At 63.2% G+C, this 17,992-nt stretch carries 17 protein-coding genes; 15 read left to right on the top strand and 2 right to left on the bottom strand.

Annotation, left to right across the window (positions count from 1 at the left end; all coding sequences use genetic code 11):
- Positions 1-2: 2 nt before the first annotated feature.
- Complete coding sequence (gene hemC, locus IB279_RS31720; protein ID WP_060521408.1) at positions 3-932, bottom strand: hydroxymethylbilane synthase; 930 nt, start codon at positions 930-932, stop codon at positions 3-5.
- A gap of 74 nt (positions 933-1,006) precedes the next feature.
- On the opposite strand from hemC, the gene tsaD reads away from it, so the two are divergent.
- Genes tsaD through IB279_RS31695 form a run of 5 tightly spaced genes read left to right on the top strand, consistent with a single transcriptional unit; the run spans position 1,007 to position 4,626 of the window.
- Positions 1,007-2,101 (top strand): tRNA (adenosine(37)-N6)-threonylcarbamoyltransferase complex transferase subunit TsaD, encoded by a 1,095-nt coding sequence (gene tsaD / locus IB279_RS31715; protein WP_060521407.1) that lies wholly within the window; start codon positions 1,007-1,009, stop codon positions 2,099-2,101.
- A 26-nt stretch (positions 2,102-2,127) separates the two neighbouring features.
- Complete coding sequence (locus tag IB279_RS31710) at positions 2,128-3,129, top strand: NAD(P)H-dependent glycerol-3-phosphate dehydrogenase (RefSeq protein WP_060521406.1); 1,002 nt, start codon at positions 2,128-2,130, stop codon at positions 3,127-3,129.
- A 56-nt stretch (positions 3,130-3,185) separates the two neighbouring features.
- On the top strand, positions 3,186-3,479 hold the full coding sequence (locus tag IB279_RS31705; RefSeq protein WP_034802587.1) for a YciI-like protein: 294 nt from the start codon (positions 3,186-3,188) through the stop codon (positions 3,477-3,479).
- Positions 3,480-3,486: 7 nt separating this feature from the next.
- Entirely contained in the window at positions 3,487-3,918 is a 432-nt protein-coding gene (locus tag IB279_RS31700; RefSeq protein WP_112771749.1) for an EVE domain-containing protein, read from the top strand.
- Positions 3,919-3,966: 48 nt separating this feature from the next.
- A complete protein-coding gene (locus IB279_RS31695; protein ID WP_112771750.1) occupies positions 3,967-4,626 on the top strand; it encodes a methyltransferase in 660 nt (219 codons plus the stop codon).
- 76 nt (positions 4,627-4,702) lie between these two features.
- On the opposite strand, the gene IB279_RS31690 is transcribed toward IB279_RS31695, so the two are convergent.
- A complete protein-coding gene (locus IB279_RS31690) occupies positions 4,703-5,524 on the bottom strand; it encodes a hypothetical protein (protein WP_112771751.1) in 822 nt (273 codons plus the stop codon).
- 305 nt (positions 5,525-5,829) lie between these two features.
- Here IB279_RS31690 and sdhC point away from each other — a divergent pair, with 305 nt between their 5' ends.
- The 10 genes from sdhC to IB279_RS31640 all read left to right on the top strand — a co-directional run bounded on the left by sdhC (position 5,830) and on the right by IB279_RS31640 (position 17,940).
- Positions 5,830-6,222 carry a succinate dehydrogenase, cytochrome b556 subunit gene (sdhC, locus tag IB279_RS31685; RefSeq protein ID WP_034802580.1) on the top strand — a complete coding sequence of 131 codons (393 nt, stop codon included), beginning with the start codon at positions 5,830-5,832 and terminating at the stop codon, positions 6,220-6,222.
- Positions 6,223-6,238: 16 nt separating this feature from the next.
- Positions 6,239-6,619: a succinate dehydrogenase, hydrophobic membrane anchor protein gene (gene sdhD / locus IB279_RS31680; RefSeq protein ID WP_034802578.1), complete on the top strand. Its 381-nt coding sequence runs from the start codon at positions 6,239-6,241 to the stop codon at positions 6,617-6,619.
- A 7-nt stretch (positions 6,620-6,626) separates the two neighbouring features.
- On the top strand, positions 6,627-8,468 hold the full coding sequence (gene sdhA / locus IB279_RS31675; RefSeq protein WP_112771752.1) for a succinate dehydrogenase flavoprotein subunit: 1,842 nt from the start codon (positions 6,627-6,629) through the stop codon (positions 8,466-8,468).
- Positions 8,469-8,486: 18 nt separating this feature from the next.
- A complete protein-coding gene (locus IB279_RS31670; RefSeq protein WP_034802573.1) occupies positions 8,487-9,266 on the top strand; it encodes a succinate dehydrogenase iron-sulfur subunit in 780 nt (259 codons plus the stop codon).
- Between the two features lie 299 nt (positions 9,267-9,565).
- Positions 9,566-10,114 (top strand): protease inhibitor Inh/omp19 family protein, encoded by a 549-nt coding sequence (locus IB279_RS31665; protein WP_034802570.1) that lies wholly within the window; start codon positions 9,566-9,568, stop codon positions 10,112-10,114.
- Between the two features lie 59 nt (positions 10,115-10,173).
- On the top strand, positions 10,174-11,328 hold the full coding sequence (zapE, locus tag IB279_RS31660) for a cell division protein ZapE (RefSeq protein WP_112771754.1): 1,155 nt from the start codon (positions 10,174-10,176) through the stop codon (positions 11,326-11,328).
- Positions 11,329-11,511: 183 nt separating this feature from the next.
- Positions 11,512-12,477 (top strand): malate dehydrogenase, encoded by a 966-nt coding sequence (mdh, locus tag IB279_RS31655; RefSeq protein ID WP_034802565.1) that lies wholly within the window; start codon positions 11,512-11,514, stop codon positions 12,475-12,477.
- A 108-nt stretch (positions 12,478-12,585) separates the two neighbouring features.
- On the top strand, positions 12,586-13,779 hold the full coding sequence (gene sucC, locus IB279_RS31650) for an ADP-forming succinate--CoA ligase subunit beta (protein ID WP_090295314.1): 1,194 nt from the start codon (positions 12,586-12,588) through the stop codon (positions 13,777-13,779).
- 17 nt (positions 13,780-13,796) lie between these two features.
- Positions 13,797-14,699 carry a succinate--CoA ligase subunit alpha gene (gene sucD / locus IB279_RS31645; protein WP_058321727.1) on the top strand — a complete coding sequence of 301 codons (903 nt, stop codon included), beginning with the start codon at positions 13,797-13,799 and terminating at the stop codon, positions 14,697-14,699.
- Positions 14,700-14,943: 244 nt separating this feature from the next.
- On the top strand, positions 14,944-17,940 hold the full coding sequence (locus IB279_RS31640) for a 2-oxoglutarate dehydrogenase E1 component (RefSeq protein WP_060521400.1): 2,997 nt from the start codon (positions 14,944-14,946) through the stop codon (positions 17,938-17,940).
- Positions 17,941-17,992 lie beyond the last annotated feature (52 nt).

Genomic DNA, 17,992 nt, shown 5'->3' with positions numbered 1-17,992 from the left:
CATTAAGTCCAGCTTGCAAAGAAGCCGGGGCCGGCCTTGGCGCGGATCTCTTCGCCGGCCTTTTGCCCAAGCGCTTCGGCGTCGGTGGCCTTGCCCTCGATCGTAACCCGGTGATGGGTCTGGCCGTCGGGCGTGAGGATCATGCCGGAAAAGCTGAGATGGGTGCCGTCCGAGGTGGCGAGACCGGCGATCGGCGTGCGGCACGAGCCGTCGAGCGTCGCGAGGAAGCCACGCTCGCAGGCGACTGCCTCATGGGTGCGGGGATCGTCGATGGCTGCGAGCAGGTCGTTGATGCGGCTGTCGCCGATGCGGCTCTCGATGCAGATCGCGCCTTGGGCCGGCGCCGGCGGGAATTCCTGGGGGTCGAGCAGTTCGGTCGGAACGTCGGTCATGCCGAGACGCTTGAGGCCCGCATAGGCAAGCAGTGTCGCATCGACCTGGCCCTCGGCGAGCTTTCTCAGCCGCGTTTCCACCTGGCCGCGATAGGTGATGACATTGATATCCGGACGCAGCCGGCGGATCAGCGCCTGGCGGCGCAGCGACGACGAGCCGACCGTCACGCCCTGCGGCAGTTCCAGCAGTTTTTTTGCCGTCCGACCGATGAAGGCATCTCGAATGTCCTCACGCGGCAGGAAGGCGGAAAGACAGAGGCCGTCAGGCAGTTTCGTCGGCATGTCCTTGGACGAATGCACAGCGAAATCGAGTTCGCCCGACAGCAATTGTTGCTCGATCTCTTCGGTGAACAGGCCCTTGCCGCCGATCTCGGCGAGCGAGCGGTCGGTGATCCGGTCGCCCTTGGTCGAGAGGATGACGACCTCGAACATTTCCGGCGCCAGACCATGCGCCGCTGCGAGGCGATCGCGCGTTTCATGGGCTTGAGCGAGCGCCAGCGGGCTGCCGCGCGTGCCGATCCGGAAAGGTTTTGTTTGCATCAAAGGCTATCCATTGTTACCGGAGTTCCGTGTACCCACCTTTCGGTGCGACCGCAATCTTTGAGTAGTTCCCGATGTCTCCGCCCCTGCGCATCCTCGGCATAGAAACAAGCTGCGACGAAACCGCCGCTTCCGTCATTTTGCGCGATTCCGGCGGTAAGGGCCATATCCTCGGCGACGTGGTCTTAAGCCAGCTGGAAGAGCACAGCGCCTATGGCGGTGTGGTTCCAGAGATCGCGGCGCGCGCCCATGTGGAGGCGCTCGACACGCTGATCGAGGAAGCGCTGCTCAGGGCCGGCGTCACGCTTTCCGACATCGACGCCATTGCTGCGACAAGTGGTCCCGGTCTGATCGGCGGCCTGATCGTCGGGCTGATGACCGGCAAGGCGATCGCGCGCGCAACCGGCAAGCCACTCTATGCCGTCAATCACCTCGAAGGCCACGCGCTGACCGCGCGGCTGACCGATGGGCTCTCCTTTCCCTATCTGATGCTGCTCGTTTCCGGCGGTCACACGCAACTGATCCTCGTCAAGGGCGTCGGCGAATACGAACGCTGGGGCACGACGATCGACGATGCGCTCGGCGAAGCCTTCGATAAAACGGCCAAGCTGCTCGGCCTCCCCTATCCGGGTGGTCCGGCGGTCGAGCGGGCAGCACTTGCCGGCGATCCGCAGCGTTTCGATTTTCCGCGACCGCTCGTCGGTGACGCCAGGCTCGATTTTTCCTTTTCGGGATTGAAGACGGCGGTGCGCCAGGCGGCGCAATCGCTGGAGCCGGTAACGGAGCAGGACATCGCCGATATCTGCGCCTCGTTCCAGCGGGCGATTTCCCGCACGCTCAAGGATCGGGTCGGGCGCGGCCTGAAGCGCTTCAAGGCGGAGCATGGCAGTGTGGCGCGCCCGGCGCTGGTGGTTGCCGGCGGTGTCGCCGCCAACCAGGTGCTGCGCTCGACGCTGCAGGCCTTGTGCGCGCAGTCGGGTTTTGACTTCATCGCGCCGCCGCTTTCGCTCTGCACGGACAACGCGGCAATGATCGCCTGGGCCGGTGCCGAGCGGCTGGCGGCAGGCATGGCGGCCGACGGCCTTGATGTCGCGCCGCGCTCGCGCTGGCCGCTCGACGCCCAGGCGCAGGCGCTGCTCGGTTCGGGCAAACGCGGCGCCAAGGCGTGACAAGATCTAAAGCATACGGATAGAGCATGAACGACATTTCCAAGAACGGGCCGAAGATCGTCGTGGTCGGCGCAGGCGCCTTTGGCACTGCGCTCGCCGCGGTTGCCGCCTCGGTCGAGGGTAGCGACGTGACGCTGCTTGCCCGTCGTGCGGAGATTGCCGAAGCCTGCCGCGACACCGGCCGCAATGAGGACGCCCTGCCGGGCATCGACCTGCCGCCGGCGCTGAAACATACGGCCGATGTCTCGGTTCTTGCCGATGCCGAGGTCGTGCTCTTTGTGATGCCGTCGCAGGCGCATAGGGATGCGGCGAGACAGTATGGTCCTCATATCAATGCGGCTGCCACGATCGTCACCTGCGCCAAGGGTATGGAGCAGGCGACGGGACGGTTGCTGACCGACGTTCTGGCGGAGGAGCTGCCCGGCCATGCGGTCGGCGTGCTCTCCGGTCCGGGTTTCGCCGCCGATATCGCCAAGGGCCTACCGACGGCTATGGTGGTCGCCGCGGCCGATGGTCAGACGGCGACGATGCTGGCCGAGGTGCTCTCGGGTCCGACCTTCCGGCTCTATCCCTCGCAGGATCGCATCGGCGTGCAGCTCGGCGGCGCGCTGAAGAATGTGCTGGCGATCGCCTGTGGCATCGTCGAGGGCGCAGGCCTTGGCGACAGCGCCCGTGCCGCGCTGATCTCGCGTGGCCTTGCGGAGATGTCGCGCTTCATTGCTGCCGAGGGCGGCGAGGCCGATACTGTGCGCGGTCTCTCCGGCCTTGGCGATCTGGTGTTGACGGCGACCAGCCACCAGTCGCGCAACCTGCGTTTCGGCATCGCGCTCGGCAAGGATGGTCGCGCCAGCGGACGCAAGGGAGAACTGGTCGAAGGCGCGTTCGCCGCATCGGTTGCTGCCCGCGTCGCCCATGATCTCGGCGTCGAAATGCCGATCACCGAAGCGGTGGCGGCGATCATCGACGGCAAGCTCGATGTCCGCACCGCGCTCGAACAGTTGATGACCCGCCCGATCACCCAGGAATGAAGGGAGCGGCGATCTTCCGCCCGCATCCCGCGCCAACGAAAACTCTAGGAGGAAGCATGCTCTTCGCACTTCATTGTACCGACAAGCCAGGCGCGCTGCAGCTTCGGCTCGATACCCGCCCCGATCACGTCGCCTATCTCAACGATCTTAACGCCAAGGGCATTTTGAAGATGGCCGGTCCGTTCCTCGGCGACGACGGCAAGCCGACCGGTAGCCTGGTGCTCGTCAAGGCGGAGACGATCGACGAGGCGCGTGCGATCGCCGAAGCCGATCCCTATGCCAAGGCCGGGCTCTTTTCCAATGTCGAGATCAAGGCCTTCAACTGGGTCTTCAACAATCCGGAGGCTTGAGACCAACATGGCGTATTGGCTCTACAAATCCGAACCGTTCAAATGGTCCTGGCAGATGCAGAAGGATGCCGGCGCCAAGGGCACCGAATGGACCGGCGTGCGCAACTATCAGGCGCGCAACAACATGCGGGCGATGCAGATCGGCGACAAGGGCTTCTTCTACCACTCGAACGAAGGACTTGAGATCGTCGGCATCGCCGAGGTCTGCGCGCTGTCGCATCCGGATTCGACCGCCGAGGGTGACGCCCGCTGGGACTGCGTCGATATCCGCGCGGTTGCCGACATGCCGCGGCCGGTGACGCTGAAGGAGATCAAGGACAATCCGAAGCTCGCCAAGATGTCGCTCGTCACCTCCATGCGCCTGTCGGTGCAGCCGGTGACCGAGGACGAATGGCTCGAGGTCTGCCGCATGGGCGGGCTCGACAATCCGCCGCGCTAGTCTTGTTTTCCGCCTGTCCGGGACGCTCGGGCAGGCGCGGAGAGTTTTGTGAAGACCGATCCGGAAAGCTTCATCCTCGAAAACACCGATGTGCTCACGCCGCCGCATGTGCCGGAGATCCGTCTGCATCTGGCGACCGAAGCGCATGAGCTCTGGCTGAAGACCGAGGAAGAGTTGCAGGAGATCGGCCTGCCGCCGCCGTTCTGGGCCTTCGCCTGGGCCGGCGGGCAGGGGCTCGCCCGCTACATCCTCGATCACCCCGAAGCGGTGCGCGGCCGCCGTGTCGTCGACTTTGCCTCCGGTTCGGGTCTGGTGGCGATCGCGGCGATGAAGGCGGGTGCAGTATCGGTGCTGGCCGCCGATATCGACCCCTGGGCGGAAACGGCCGTCCGGCTCAATGCCGCACTCAATGGGGTCACGCTTTCCTATACCGGCGAGGACATCACTGGCCGCGATCTTGAAGCCGAGGTCTATCTCGCCGGCGACGTCTTCTACGACAAGGCTTTTGCCGACCGGTTGAAACCGTGGTTTTCGGGACTTGCCGCGAACGGCGCCTTGGTGATCGTCGGCGATCCCGGACGTTCCTATTGCCCGCGCGAGATGATGACGGCGCTTGCCACCTACGAGGTTCCCGTCACCCGGGCGCTGGAGGACAGCGAGGTCAAGCGCACCACCGTCTGGCGCTTCGGCACCACCTCCTGCAATTGACGATGCCTGCACTTCCGACGATGCGCCCGATCATCGAAGCCGTTGGCCTGACGGGCTGATATCGCTGTAGTCGCGATTACCGGCGGATGACACAGACGCCGTGTTCGTAGGCGCAGGAACTGTTCATGGTCTGTGGCGTCACGTTGATGATCTTGCCGCGTTTCGCCTCGGGCGGCGGCGCAATGTCTGCCTCATCCGCATAGCCGTAGTCGCCTTCCTGGCTGAAATAGATGCCATTGCCGACGTCGACATAGGCCGAAATGCCGCCGATATAGGTGCCGATACCAGGAATGATGTCCGGATATTCATCACCGCCATAATAGCTCGGGCGATAGTCTCGGCCTTGGTTGCTCGATGTCCAGATCTCTCGCCCGGCCTGATCGCGCCCCCATCCGCCGCCATTGCCCCACCGCTCGGGATAGGCCCGATATTGCGGCAGGCGGACATGGCGGGTGCGGGTCGAGACCTGCGGCGGCACGTCATAGATGCCTGGGCGACCGTCGTGCCTGCGGGCGTCGGATGTCCAGTAGTCGCGACCGGCTCCGTCGCGCACCCATCCGCCACGCTGCTCCGACCGTCCGGCATAAGCGCCGGGGTAGGGGCGGTAGCGCGGCAGGCGAATGTGCCGGGTGCGCGTGTTCACTTCCGGCGGGCCACCGTTGGACGCCCAGTCGCGGCGCGGTCCGCGATGGCGGTCCCAGTCGTTGCGATAACCCATGCGATCGAAATCGTGACGAGGATAGAAACGATCGGCATTCATCCTGACATGGCGTGTTCGCGTCTGCGCCTCCGGCAGTCCGCCCCGGTCTCGAGCTTCCATCGGAATGTAGCTGGTGGCGATGACCAGGCCGGCAAGCGCTAGCACTTTGGTCGCATGGATTGCCCTGAACAGAATCATTCTGCCCGCCCTCCGGGTGACGCTTAACAAATCGTTAAGGGCACTCTGGGCCAGATCGTCGGGAAAGTCACGGAATTGCTTGGCTTTTTGTCGCTATCGTTAACGCCGGCCCATGTCTCCGGCTGGCAGGAAAATGGCGCAATTCGTCTAATCGATTAAATTGATTTTGCACCGCAAACACACTTGTCGTTAAGCTTTATGGTGATTAAAGGTCCGAATGACTGAATTGCGCACAATCAGGTGCGATACCGGACTAAAATCGTCCAGTTTTTTGGGCGGAAATCCGGGCATTCCGTGAGGTTCCGATGACGAATGTCACAAGAAGCCGGCCACTCTCGCCGCATCTTCAAATCTATAAACCTATCCCGACGATGGTCATGTCCATTGTGCACCGCATCACCGGTGGTGCGCTCTACTTCGGGACCATCCTCGTCGCCTGGTGGCTGATCGCCGCTGCGTCGGGTGCTGCCTATTACGACTGGGTCAGCTGGCTGTTCGGTACGCTGATCGGCAAGCTGGTGCTGTTCGGCTATACCTGGGCCCTGGTGCACCACATGCTCGGCGGCTTGCGCCACTTTGCCTGGGATCTCGGCTACGGCTACGAGAAGCACTTCGCCACCAAGATGGCCAAGGCAACGATCATCGGTTCGGTGGCGCTGACGCTGCTGATCTGGGTGGTCGGCTATCTCGTTCGCTGACTGAGGGAGAATACTCATGGATATGCGCACTCCTCTCGGCAAGGTTCGCGGTCTTGGCTCGGCCAAGGAAGGCACGGATCATTTCTGGCGCCAGCGCCTGACGGCCGTCGCCAACGTTCCGCTGTTGATCTTCTTCGTCATCTTTCTCGTTCGCTACGCAGGCGCGCCCTATGCGGATGTCGTCGCCGCGCTCGCGAACCCCTTCGTCGCCGTCGTCATGGCGCTCGTCGTGCTCTCGGGCCTCGTTCACATGCGGCTCGGCATGCAGGTGATCATCGAAGACTACGTGCATGGCGAAGGCATGAAGATCGTGCTTCTCATGCTCAATACATTTTTCACGATCGCGGTTGGCGGGCTCTGTCTCTTCGCCATCCTGAAGATCGCTTTTGCAGGGTAATTTCGCCATGGCATCGAACAGTTCACCCGCTGCAAACGGCAAGGCCTATCAATATGTCGACCACGCCTTCGACGTCGTCGTCGTCGGCGCCGGCGGTGCGGGCTTGCGCGCGACGCTCGGCATGGCCGAGCAGGGTCTGAAGACCGCCTGCATCACCAAGGTCTTCCCGACCCGCTCGCACACGGTTGCCGCCCAGGGCGGCATTGCCGCCTCGCTGCAGAACATGACGCCGGACAGCTGGCAGTGGCACCTCTACGACACCGTCAAGGGTTCCGACTGGCTTGGCGACGTCGACGCCATGCAGTATCTCGCCATGGAAGCGCCGAAGGCGGTCTATGAGCTCGAGCACTATGGCGTGCCTTTCTCGCGTAACGCCGAAGGCAAGATCTATCAGCGACCGTTCGGCGGCCACATGCAGAACTACGGCGAAGGCCCGCCGGTCCAGCGCACCTGTGCTGCTGCCGACCGTACCGGCCACGCGATCCTGCACACGCTCTATGGTCAGTCTCTGCGCAACAACGCCGAGTTCTTCATCGAGTATTTCGCGCTCGACCTGATCATGTCGGATGACGGCCGCTGCACCGGCGTCGTCGCCTGGAACCTCGACGACGGCACGATCCATCGCTTCTCCGCCAAGATGGTGGTACTGGCGACCGGCGGTTACGGCCGCGCCTACTTCTCGGCGACCTCGGCGCACACCTGCACGGGCGACGGCGGCGGCATGATTGCACGCGCCGGCCTGCCGCTGCAGGACATGGAATTCGTCCAGTTCCATCCGACCGGCATCTACGGTGCGGGCTGCCTGATCACCGAAGGCGCACGCGGCGAAGGCGGCTACCTCGTCAACTCCGAAGGCGAGCGCTTCATGGAGCGCTATGCGCCGTCCGCCAAGGACCTTGCCTCGCGTGACGTCGTCTCGCGCTGCATGACGATGGAAATCCGCGAAGGCCGCGGCGTCGGCAAGAACAAGGACCACATCTTCCTGCACCTGGATCACCTCGATCCGGCCGTCCTGCACGAACGCCTGCCGGGCATCTCGGAATCGGCGAAGATCTTTGCCGGTGTCGACGTGACCCGCGAGCCGATCCCGGTTCTGCCGACGGTGCACTACAACATGGGCGGCGTGCCGACCAACTACTGGGGCGAAGTCCTGAATGCCGACAGCCAGAACCCGGAGCGCATTGCGCCCGGCCTGATGGCGGTCGGCGAAGCCGGCTGCGCCTCGGTGCACGGCGCCAACCGCCTCGGCTCCAACTCGCTGATCGACCTCGTGGTCTTCGGCCGTGCCGCCGCCATCCGCGCCGGCCAGGTCATCGACCGAAACGAGCCGGTGCCGGAACTGAACAGGGCCGCCTGCGACCGGATCATGGACCGCTTCGACCGCCTGCGTAACGCCAATGGCTCCACGCCGACCGCCGTGCTGCGCGAAAAGATGCAGCGCGCCATGCAGGAAGACGCGGCCGTGTTCCGCACCCAGGAATCGCTGGAATCGGGCTGCAAGCGCATCTCGGCGATCTGGAAGGAGATGCCCGACATCAAGGTCACCGACCGCTCGATGATCTGGAACTCGGACCTCGTCGAGACGCTGGAACTCGAAAACCTCATGGCCAACGCGATCACGACGATCTACGGTGCCGAAGCGCGCAAGGAGAGCCGTGGTTCGCACGCCCGCGAGGACTACACCGAGGGTCCGCTCGGCGGCCGCGACGACGTCAACTGGCGCAAGCACACGCTCGCCTGGGTCAACGAGGCCGGCGACGTCAAGCTCGACTACCGCCCCGTCCATACCGACCTGATCGCCGACGGCATCGATCCCAAGAAGATCGAGCCGAAGGCCCGCGTCTATTGATCTTGAGGAACAAGCCACATGGTTGAACTCGCTCTCCCCAAGAATTCGCAGATGACGGAAGGCAAGGTCTGGCCGAAGCCTGCCGGCGCGACCAACGTTCGCGAATACCGCATCTATCGCTGGAACCCGGATGACGGTGCAAATCCGCGCATCGATACCTTCTACATCGATGTCGACGATTGTGGCCCGATGGTGCTCGACGGTCTGCTCTACATCAAGAACAAGATCGACCCGACGCTGACGCTGCGCCGCTCCTGCCGCGAAGGCATCTGCGGGTCGTGCGCCATGAACATCGACGGCACCAACACGCTTGCCTGCACCAAGGGCATGGACGAGGTGAAGGGTGCGGTAAAGGTCTATCCGCTGCCGCACATGCCGGTCGTGAAGGACCTGGTTCCTGACCTCACCAACTTCTACGCCCAGCACCGCTCGATCGAGCCCTGGCTGAAGACGGTATCGCCGACGCCGGCCAAGGAATGGAAGCAGAGCCACGAGGACCGCCTCAAGCTCGACGGCCTCTACGAGTGCATCCTGTGCGCCTGCTGCTCGACCTCCTGTCCGAGCTATTGGTGGAACGGCGACCGTTACCTCGGTCCGGCGGTTCTGCTGCAGGCCTACCGCTGGCTGATCGATAGCCGCGACGAAGCGACCGGCGAGCGCCTCGACAACCTCGAGGATCCCTTCCGCCTCTATCGTTGCCACACGATCATGAACTGCGCCCAGGCCTGTCCGAAGGGCCTGAACCCGGCCAAGGCGATCGGCGAGATCAAGAAGATGCTGGTCGAGCGCCGTGTGTAATCGGCCGGACCGGACATGAAGTTTTGGAAACGGCGGGCCCTGGCTCGCCGTTTTCTGTTTTGCGCCTCTCCAGGGCGGCGGACAATTCGTGATTGTGCCGATGCGGGAGAGGCGGGCCGACGGCAGGAGGCGATGATACGCAGCGAGGACGTGGCGCGCGATCCGGCCCTGCGGACGTTTCAATCCTGCAACAGGTCGCCAGGAATCGTCGTCCCTTGATTTGTCAGGTGGATTTGCTGTATTTCGGCCTATATTATCGCGTTGCATCATGGTTCGCGGACACGAACAGGAGTAGGGATATGCGGGTAATTCATGCGGCGGCGGGGCTGGCGGTTGTGCTTGCGCTGGCCGGATGCCAACGGACGTCGATGGGCGGTTTCAGCTCCCAGGACGCCTCGCCCGCTCCCATCCAGGCCGCACCGGTCCCTTCGGTTTCGTCGAACCAGCTTCCGGCACCAACCGGAAACACGTCGCAATTCCCGGCTGCACCGGCGAGCGGCACGGCGGTTGCCGGCGGCGCTGTCCAGCAGCCCGGCACGCAGGTCGCCGCGGCTGCAGGTGGCGGGCTCGACGTCACCAAGGAAGCGATGGTCGGCAACTGGCGCGTCTCCAGCGCCGGCAGCTCCTGCGACATGTTCCTGACGCTCACCAATCTTGGCTCCGGTTCGCGAGGCGGCACGCGCGGTTGCGCCGGCGAGCTGACGACCATGGGCTCCTGGGAAGTGGCCGGCAAGCAGGTGGTCCTCAAGGACCGCAGCGGCAATGCCATCGCCCGCCTCTACAAGACGGCCGACGCGCGTTTCGACGGCTCGACCAATGGCGGCCAGCCAGTCAGCCTCAGCCGCTGACGCTTCTCCAGCCCGGTCTCGTGCCGGGCTTTTGTTTTCCGTCCCATCTCGGGTGAGACGTGCTCAATCCTGACGACAGCATTTACCGCAAGCTTGAAGCGCTCGTCGCGAACGGCGAGCGCAAGCGTGACCCGGCGCAGTTTACGATCGCGCGGCGGTTCGATCATCTCTCGGCCGAGCTGCTCGCCAGCCGCCCGTCGCGCAAGACCAATGCGCTCGGCTGGCTGTTTGCCTCGCGCAAGAAGGACCACCCGCCGGTCAAGGGCCTCTACATCCACGGCGGCGTGGGGCGCGGCAAGACCATGCTGATGGACATGTTCTTCGAGGCGGTGCCGATCCAGCGCAAGCGCCGGGCGCATTTCCACGAGTTCATGGCCGATGTGCACGAGCGCATCTACAAGCACCGGCAGAAGCTGAAGAACGGCGAGACCAAGCAGGCCGATCCGATCCCGCCCGTCGCCTCTGAGCTCTTCGGTGAAGCGCGGCTGCTCTGCTTCGACGAATTCTCCGTGACCGACATCGCCGATGCGATGATCCTCGGCCGCCTGTTCGGCGAACTCTTCGCCAAGGGCTGCGTGCTGGTTGCCACCTCGAACGTGGCGCCCGACGATCTCTATCGCGATGGCCTCAACCGCGGCCTGTTTTTGCCGTTCATCGAACTCCTTAAGTCAAATGCCGAGGTTATCTCGCTGGACACGGACACCGACTACCGGCTGACAAAGACCGACGGCAGCCCGGTGTGGCTCTCGCCGCTCGGGCCTGAGGCGGATGCGGCGATGGCGCGCGCCTGGGCTCATGAGACCGGCAATGTGCCGGCCGCTCCGGCGGACGTGCCGCGCAAGGGGCGTAAGATCCCCGTACCGGCCGCGTCCGGAAAGAGTGCCCGCTTCAATTTCGCCGACCTCTGCCAGCAACCGCTTGGGGCTGCCGACTATCTCGCCATCCTCGAGCGCTATTCGACGATCTTCGTCGACCACGTACCGCATCTCGGTCCGCATATGCGCAACGAGACCAAGCGTTTCATCCTGCTGGTCGATACGCTCTACGACAACGGCGCCCGGCTCTTTGCCTCGGCGGCGGCAGAGCCGCAGGATCTCTTGACCCAGAAAAAGGGCACGGAAGGCTTCGAGTTCGACCGCACGGTTTCACGTCTGATCGAGATGCAAAGCGAGGAATATGCCGCTGCGCATCCCGCAAATGTTGCTGTTTCGTGACGCAGATGTGGCGAAAACTCTTACGTTTACGTAAGAATTTTATGATCTAACCGATTGAAATTGTTCCACCAAAAAGTATCGATTGATATTTTACCGATTGCCGTTTAATGGCTTCCGGCGAAGGTTTGGCGTTTGCCGCGTTTCAGGCCTTGATCATATTGGGATCACAAAGGAAGCACTTTCATGGCTCGCAACAAGATCGCACTTATCGGTTCAGGGATGATTGGTGGCACGCTGGCGCATCTCGCCGGCCTGAAGGAACTGGGCGACATCGTCCTCTTCGACATCGCCGACGGCATTCCGCAGGGCAAGGGTCTCGACATCGGCCAGTCCTCCCCGGTCGAAGGCTTCGACGTGAACCTGACGGGTGCGAGCGACTATTCCGCCATCGAAGGCGCTGATGTCTGCATCGTCACCGCCGGCGTCGCTCGCAAGCCGGGCATGAGCCGCGACGACCTGCTCGGCATCAACCTCAAGGTCATGGAACAGGTCGGCGCCGGCATCAAGAAGTATGCCCCGAACGCCTTCGTCATCTGCATCACCAACCCGCTCGACGCCATGGTGTGGGCGCTGCAGAAGTTCTCGGGCCTGCCGAAGAACAAGGTCGTCGGCATGGCCGGCGTTCTCGATAGTTCGCGCTTCCGCCTGTTCCTCTCGCAGGAATTCAACGTCTCGGTCCAGGACGTCACCGCCTTCGTTCTCGGCGGCCACGGCGACACCATGGTGCCGCTCGCCCGCTACTCGACCGTTGCCGGCATCCCGCTGACCGACCTCGTGCAGATGGGCTGGGTCACCAAGGAACGCCTCGAAGAAATCATCCAGCGCACCCGTGACGGCGGCGCGGAAATCGTCGGCCTGCTCAAGACCGGTTCGGCCTACTACGCACCGGCCGCCTCGGCGATCGAAATGGCTGAAGCCTACCTCAAGGACAAGAAGCGCGTTCTGCCCTGCGCGGCACACCTGACCGGCCAGTACGGCGTCAAGGACATGTATGTCGGCGTTCCGACCGTTATCGGCGCCGGCGGCGTCGAGCGCATCATCGAGATCGATCTCAACAAGGCCGAGAAGGAAGCGTTCGACAAGTCCGTCGCTTCGGTCGCCGGTCTTTGCGAAGCCTGCATCGGCATTGCGCCGAGCCTCAAGCAGTAATCGCCTCCCGTCGGGCGGACGCTGATCCGCTCGACCTCATTGTTTTTGCCGCATTGGTGCGGGTAGGTGCCCCACCTGCCCGCACAATGCTCAGACAGGAAAAACACCATGAACATTCATGAATATCAGGCCAAGGCTCTCCTGAAGAGCTATGGCGCACCGGTCGCGGAAGGTGTCGCGATCTTCTCGGCTGACGAAGCTGAAGCTGCTGCCAAGTCGCTCCCGGGCCCGCTCTACGTGGTCAAGAGCCAGATCCATGCGGGCGGCCGCGGCAAGGGCAAGTTCAAGGAACTGTCCGCCGACGCCAAGGGCGGCGTTCGTCTTGCCTTCTCGATCGACGAAGCCAAGGCTCATGCCAAGGAAATGCTCGGCAACACGCTCGTCACCGCGCAGACCGGCCCGGCCGGCAAGCAGGTGAACCGCCTCTACATCGAGGACGGCGCCGACATCGAGCGCGAACTCTATCTGTCGCTGCTCGTCGACCGCTCGGTCGGCCAGGTTGCCTTCGTCGTTTCGACGGAAGGCGGCATGGACATCGAGGCTGTTGCGCACGACACGCCGGAAAAGATCGTCAACGTCGCGATCAACCCGGAAGCCGGCGTCACCGCCGCTGATCTTGCCAAGCTCACCGCGGCCCTGAAGCTCGACGGCGAAGCCAAGGCTGACGCTGAAAAGCTCTTCCCGATCCTCTACAAGGCCTTTGTCGAGAAGGACATGAGCCTGCTCGAGATCAACCCGCTGATCGTCATGAAGAACGGCCGCATGCGCGTTCTCGACGCCAAGGTCTCGTTCGACGGCAACGCGCTCTTCCGCCACGACGACATCAAGGCTCTGCGCGACGAGACCGAAGAAGACGCCAAGGAAATCGAGGCCTCGAAGTGGGATCTCGCCTATGTCGCGCTCGACGGCAACATCGGCTGCATGGTCAACGGCGCCGGCCTTGCCATGGCGACGATGGACATCATCAAGCTCTACGGCAAGGAGCCGGCGAACTTCTGCGACGTCGGCGGCGGCGCTGGCAAGGAGAAGGTCGCGGCAGCCTTCAAGATCATTACGGCCGACCCGAAGGTCGAGGGCATCCTCGTCAACATCTTCGGCGGCATCATGAAGTGCGACGTCATCGCTGAAGGTGTCGTTGCCGCCGTGCAGGAAGTCGGCCTCAAGGTTCCGCTGGTCGTTCGTCTCGAAGGCACGAATGTCGAGCTTGGCAAGAAGATCCTGAATGAATCCGGCCTGGCGATCACCGCCGCCGACGATCTGGACGATGCTGCCAAGAAGATCGTCGCCGCGATCAACGGCTAACTGAAGGACCAGACCACATGTCGATTCTCGTTAACAAGAACACCAAGGTCCTCGTTCAGGGCCTGACCGGCAAGACCGGCACCTTCCATACCGAACAGGCGCTTGCCTATTACGGCACGCAGATGGTCGGCGGTATTCACCCGAAGAAGGGCGGCGAAACCTGGACCGGCTCCAAGGGCGAAACCCTGCCGATCTTCGCCTCGGTTGCCGAAGGTCGTGAAAAGACCGGCGCGGACGCATCCGTGATCTACGTTCCGCCGGCAGGTGCCGCGGACGCGATCATCGAGGCGATCGATGCGGAAATCCCGTTCATCACCTGCATCACCGAAGGCATCCCGGTTGCCGACATGGTACGCGTCAAGGCTCGCCTCGACCGCTCCAAGTCGCGTCTGCTCGGCCCGAACTGCCCCGGTATCCTGACGCCGGAAGAATGCAAGATCGGCATCATGCCGGGCTCGATCTTCCGCAAGGGTTCGGTCGGCATCGTCTCGCGCTCCGGCACGCTGACCTATGAAGCCGTGTTCCAGACCTCCAACGAAGGCCTCGGCCAGACGACGGCCGTCGGCATCGGCGGCGACCCGGTCAAGGGCACCGAGTTCATCGACGTGCTCGAGATGTTCCTGGCGGACGAAGCCACGACCTCGATCATCATGATCGGCGAAATCGGCGGCTCGGCCGAAGAGGATGCTGCACAGTTCCTCATCGACGAAGCCAAGAAGGGCCGCAAGAAGCCGATGGCCGGTTTCATCGCGGGCCGTACCGCTCCGAAGGGCCGTACCATGGGCCACGCCGGCGCTGTCGTTTCCGGCGGCAAGGGCGATGCGGAATCCAAGATCGCTGCGATGGAGCAGGCAGGCATCCGCGTATCGCCTTCGCCGGCTCGTCTCGGCAAGACGCTGGTCGAAGTCCTCAAGGGCTGATCTCAAACCATTTGTCCGGGCCGGTCGATCCGGCCCGGACAACGTGCCTGCCGCCTGTTTCCTTGGCTGATTGAAGATCAGGACATGCGGCAATGACTGCCACGGTGACCCAGCGCGTCCTGACGATGCGCGGCGCCGTAGGAGAAAGGCCCGGCGCCCGGACGCGCCGAACGAACATGAACGACCGGGATACCCGGCAACCCAACTTCAGTCAGGAGGCGGACAGATCAGTCCGCGTGAGACCATGACAAGGCAAGAGGCCAACGAGCAATTCCAGCTCACTTCGTTTCTGGACGGCGCCAACGCCGCCTATATCGAGCAGCTCCATGCACGCTACGAGGCGGACCCGGCGTCCGTGTCGGCTGAATGGCAGGCCTTCTTCAAGGCGCTCGCCGACCGGCCGGAAGATGTGGTGAAGGCAGCCAAGGGCGCCTCCTGGAAAAAGAACAACTGGCCGATCCCGGCCAATGGCGAACTGGTCTCGGCGCTCGATGGCGACTGGGGCACGGTCGAGAAGGTCATCGAGAAGAAGGTCAAGGCGAAGGCCGAGGAAACGGCGGCCGCCACCGGCACCGTCGCCAGCGCTGCCGACATCCACCAGGCGACGCGCGATTCCGTCCGCGCCATCATGATGATCCGCGCCTATCGCGCCCGCGGCCACCTGCATGCAAAGCTCGACCCGCTCGGCCTGGCTGCCCCGGTTGAAGACTACAACGAGCTTTCGCCCTCGAACTACGGTTTCGAGGACAAGGATCTCGACCGCAAGATCTTCATCGACAACGTGCTCGGCCTCGAATACGCGACCCTCCGCGAGATGGTCGAAATCCTCGAGCGCACCTACTGCTCGACGATCGGCGTCGAGTTCATGCACATGTCCAACCCGGAAGAGAAGGGCTGGATCCAGGAGCGCATCGAAGGTCCGGACAAGGGCGTCGACTTCACGCCTGAAGGCAAGAAGGCGATCCTGCAGAAGCTGATCGAGGCCGAAGGCTTCGAGCAGTTCATCGACGTCAAGTATAAGGGCACCAAGCGCTTCGGTCTCGACGGCGGTGAGTCGCTCATTCCGGCGCTCGAGCAGATCATCAAGCGCGGCGGCCAGGAAGGCCTCAAGGAAATCGTGCTCGGCATGGCCCACCGCGGCCGTCTGAACGTGCTTTCCCAGGTCATGGCAAAGCCGCACCGCGCCATCTTCCACGAGTTCAAGGGCGGCTCCTACGCGCCTGACGACGTCGAAGGTTCGGGCGACGTGAAGTACCACCTCGGTGCGTCTTCCGACCGCGAATTCGACGGCAACAAGGTTCACCTGTCGCTGACGGCAAACCCGTCGCACCTGGAAATCGTCAACCCTGTGGTCATGGGCAAGGCACGCGCCAAGCAGGACCAGATGGCGACCGTCTTTGAAGGCGACATCATTCCGCTGCGCGAACGCTCCAAGGTCATGCCGCTGCTGCTGCATGGTGACGCCGCTTTTGCCGGCCAGGGCGTGATTGCTGAAATCCTCGGGCTTTCCGGCCTGCGCGGTCACCGCGTTGCCGGTACGGTCCACTTCATCATCAACAACCAGATCGGCTTCACCACCAATCCGGCCTTCTCGCGCTCGTCGCCCTATCCGTCCGACGTCGCCAAGATGATCGAAGCGCCGATCTTCCACGTTAACGGCGACGATCCGGAAGCGGTTGTCTACGCGGCCAAGATCGCCACCGAATTCCGGATGAAGTTCCACAAGCCTGTCGTCATCGACATGTTCTGCTATCGCCGCTTCGGCCACAACGAAGGCGACGAGCCGGCGTTCACGCAGCCGAAGATGTACAAGGTCATCCGCGCCCACAGGACCGTCGTCCAGGTCTACTCCGACCGCCTGATCGCCGAAGGCCTGATCTCCGAAGGCGAAGTCGAGAAGATGAAGGCCGATTGGCGTGCACATCTCGAACAGGAGTTCGAGGCCGGCCAGTCCTACAAGCCGAACAAGGCCGACTGGCTTGACGGTGTCTGGTCGGGCCTGCGCTCGGCCGACAACCAGGACGAACAGCGCCGCGGCAAGACGTCGGTGCCGATGAAGCAGTTGAAGGAAGTCGGCCGCAAGATCTCCGAGATCCCGGCTGGTTTCAGCGCGCACCGCACGATCCAGCGCTTCATGGAAAACCGCGCCAACATGATCCAGACCGGCGAGGGTGTCGACTGGGCCATGGCTGAGGCGCTCGCTTTCGGCACGCTGGTCACGGAAGGCACCAAGATCCGCCTGTCGGGCCAGGACTGCGAACGCGGCACCTTCTCGCAGCGCCACTCGGTGCTCTACGATCAGCAGTCGGAAGAGCGCTACATCCCGCTCGCAAACCTGTCGCCGACCCAGGCGCGCTACGAAGTCATCAACTCGATGCTTTCGGAAGAGGCAGTTCTCGGCTTCGAGTACGGCTACTCGCTCGCCCGTCCGAACGCGCTCACCCTCTGGGAAGCTCAGTTCGGCGACTTCGCCAACGGTGCGCAGGTCGTCTTCGACCAGTTCATCTCGTCGGGCGAACGCAAGTGGCTGCGCATGTCGGGTCTCGTCTGCCTGCTGCCGCACGGCTATGAAGGCCAGGGTCCGGAGCACTCGTCTGCTCGCCTGGAACGCTTCCTGCAGCTTTGCGCGGAAGACAACATGCAGGTCGCCAACGTCACGACGCCGGCGAACTACTTCCACATCCTGCGCCGCCAGGTGAAGCGCGACTTCCGCAAGCCGCTGATCCTGATGACGCCGAAGTCGCTGCTGCGTCACAAGCGTGCGATCTCCAGCCTGTCGGAAATGGCCGGCGAGAGCTCGTTCCACCGCCTGCTGTGGGACGATGCCGAGGTGATCAAGGACGGCCCGATCAAGCTGCAGAAGGACTCGAAGATCCGTCGCGTCGTGCTCTGCTCGGGCAAGGTCTATTACGACCTGCTCGAAGAACGCGAAAAGCGCGGCATCGACGACATCTACCTGCTGCGCGTCGAACAGCTCTATCCGTTCCCGGCCAAGGCGCTCATCAACGAGCTCAGCCGCTTCCGCAACGCGGAGATGGTCTGGTGCCAGGAAGAGCCGAAGAACATGGGCGCTTGGTCGTTCATCGACCCGTACCTCGAATGGGTTCTTGCCCATATCGACGCCAAGTATCAGCGCGTGCGCTACACCGGCCGTCCGGCTGCCGCATCGCCGGCGACGGGCCTGATGTCGAAGCACCTGGCGCAGCTTGCCGCCTTCCTCGAGGACGCGCTGGGGGGCTGATGCTCCCCACGCTCTGAGCCAATAGAAACAGATATCTGATCAACGGAACAAA

Source organism: Ensifer sp. ENS06, assembly GCF_014852205.1.
In the GTDB taxonomy this organism is placed as follows: domain Bacteria; phylum Pseudomonadota; class Alphaproteobacteria; order Rhizobiales; family Rhizobiaceae; genus Ensifer; species Ensifer adhaerens.
This window is presented reverse-complemented; position numbering and strand designations above follow the sequence as displayed.

Bases quoted from the DNA above. Each gene is read 5' to 3' on its own strand.
- hemC (WP_060521408.1), bottom strand. From the start codon at position 932: ATGCAAACAAAACCTTTCCGGATCGGCACGCGCGGCAGCCCGCTGGCG.
- tsaD (WP_060521407.1), top strand. From the start codon at position 1,007: ATGTCTCCGCCCCTGCGCATCCTCGGCATAGAAACAAGCTGCGACGAA.
- IB279_RS31710 (WP_060521406.1), top strand. From the start codon at position 2,128: ATGAACGACATTTCCAAGAACGGGCCGAAGATCGTCGTGGTCGGCGCA.
- IB279_RS31705 (WP_034802587.1), top strand. From the start codon at position 3,186: ATGCTCTTCGCACTTCATTGTACCGACAAGCCAGGCGCGCTGCAGCTT.
- IB279_RS31700 (WP_112771749.1), top strand. From the start codon at position 3,487: ATGGCGTATTGGCTCTACAAATCCGAACCGTTCAAATGGTCCTGGCAG.
- IB279_RS31690 (WP_112771751.1), bottom strand. From the start codon at position 5,524: ATGATTCTGTTCAGGGCAATCCATGCGACCAAAGTGCTAGCGCTTGCC.
- sdhC (WP_034802580.1), top strand. From the start codon at position 5,830: ATGACGAATGTCACAAGAAGCCGGCCACTCTCGCCGCATCTTCAAATC.
- sdhD (WP_034802578.1), top strand. From the start codon at position 6,239: ATGGATATGCGCACTCCTCTCGGCAAGGTTCGCGGTCTTGGCTCGGCC.
- sdhA (WP_112771752.1), top strand. From the start codon at position 6,627: ATGGCATCGAACAGTTCACCCGCTGCAAACGGCAAGGCCTATCAATAT.
- IB279_RS31670 (WP_034802573.1), top strand. From the start codon at position 8,487: ATGGTTGAACTCGCTCTCCCCAAGAATTCGCAGATGACGGAAGGCAAG.
- IB279_RS31665 (WP_034802570.1), top strand. From the start codon at position 9,566: ATGCGGGTAATTCATGCGGCGGCGGGGCTGGCGGTTGTGCTTGCGCTG.
- mdh (WP_034802565.1), top strand. From the start codon at position 11,512: ATGGCTCGCAACAAGATCGCACTTATCGGTTCAGGGATGATTGGTGGC.
- sucC (WP_090295314.1), top strand. From the start codon at position 12,586: ATGAACATTCATGAATATCAGGCCAAGGCTCTCCTGAAGAGCTATGGC.
- sucD (WP_058321727.1), top strand. From the start codon at position 13,797: ATGTCGATTCTCGTTAACAAGAACACCAAGGTCCTCGTTCAGGGCCTG.
- IB279_RS31640 (WP_060521400.1), top strand. From the start codon at position 14,944: ATGACAAGGCAAGAGGCCAACGAGCAATTCCAGCTCACTTCGTTTCTG.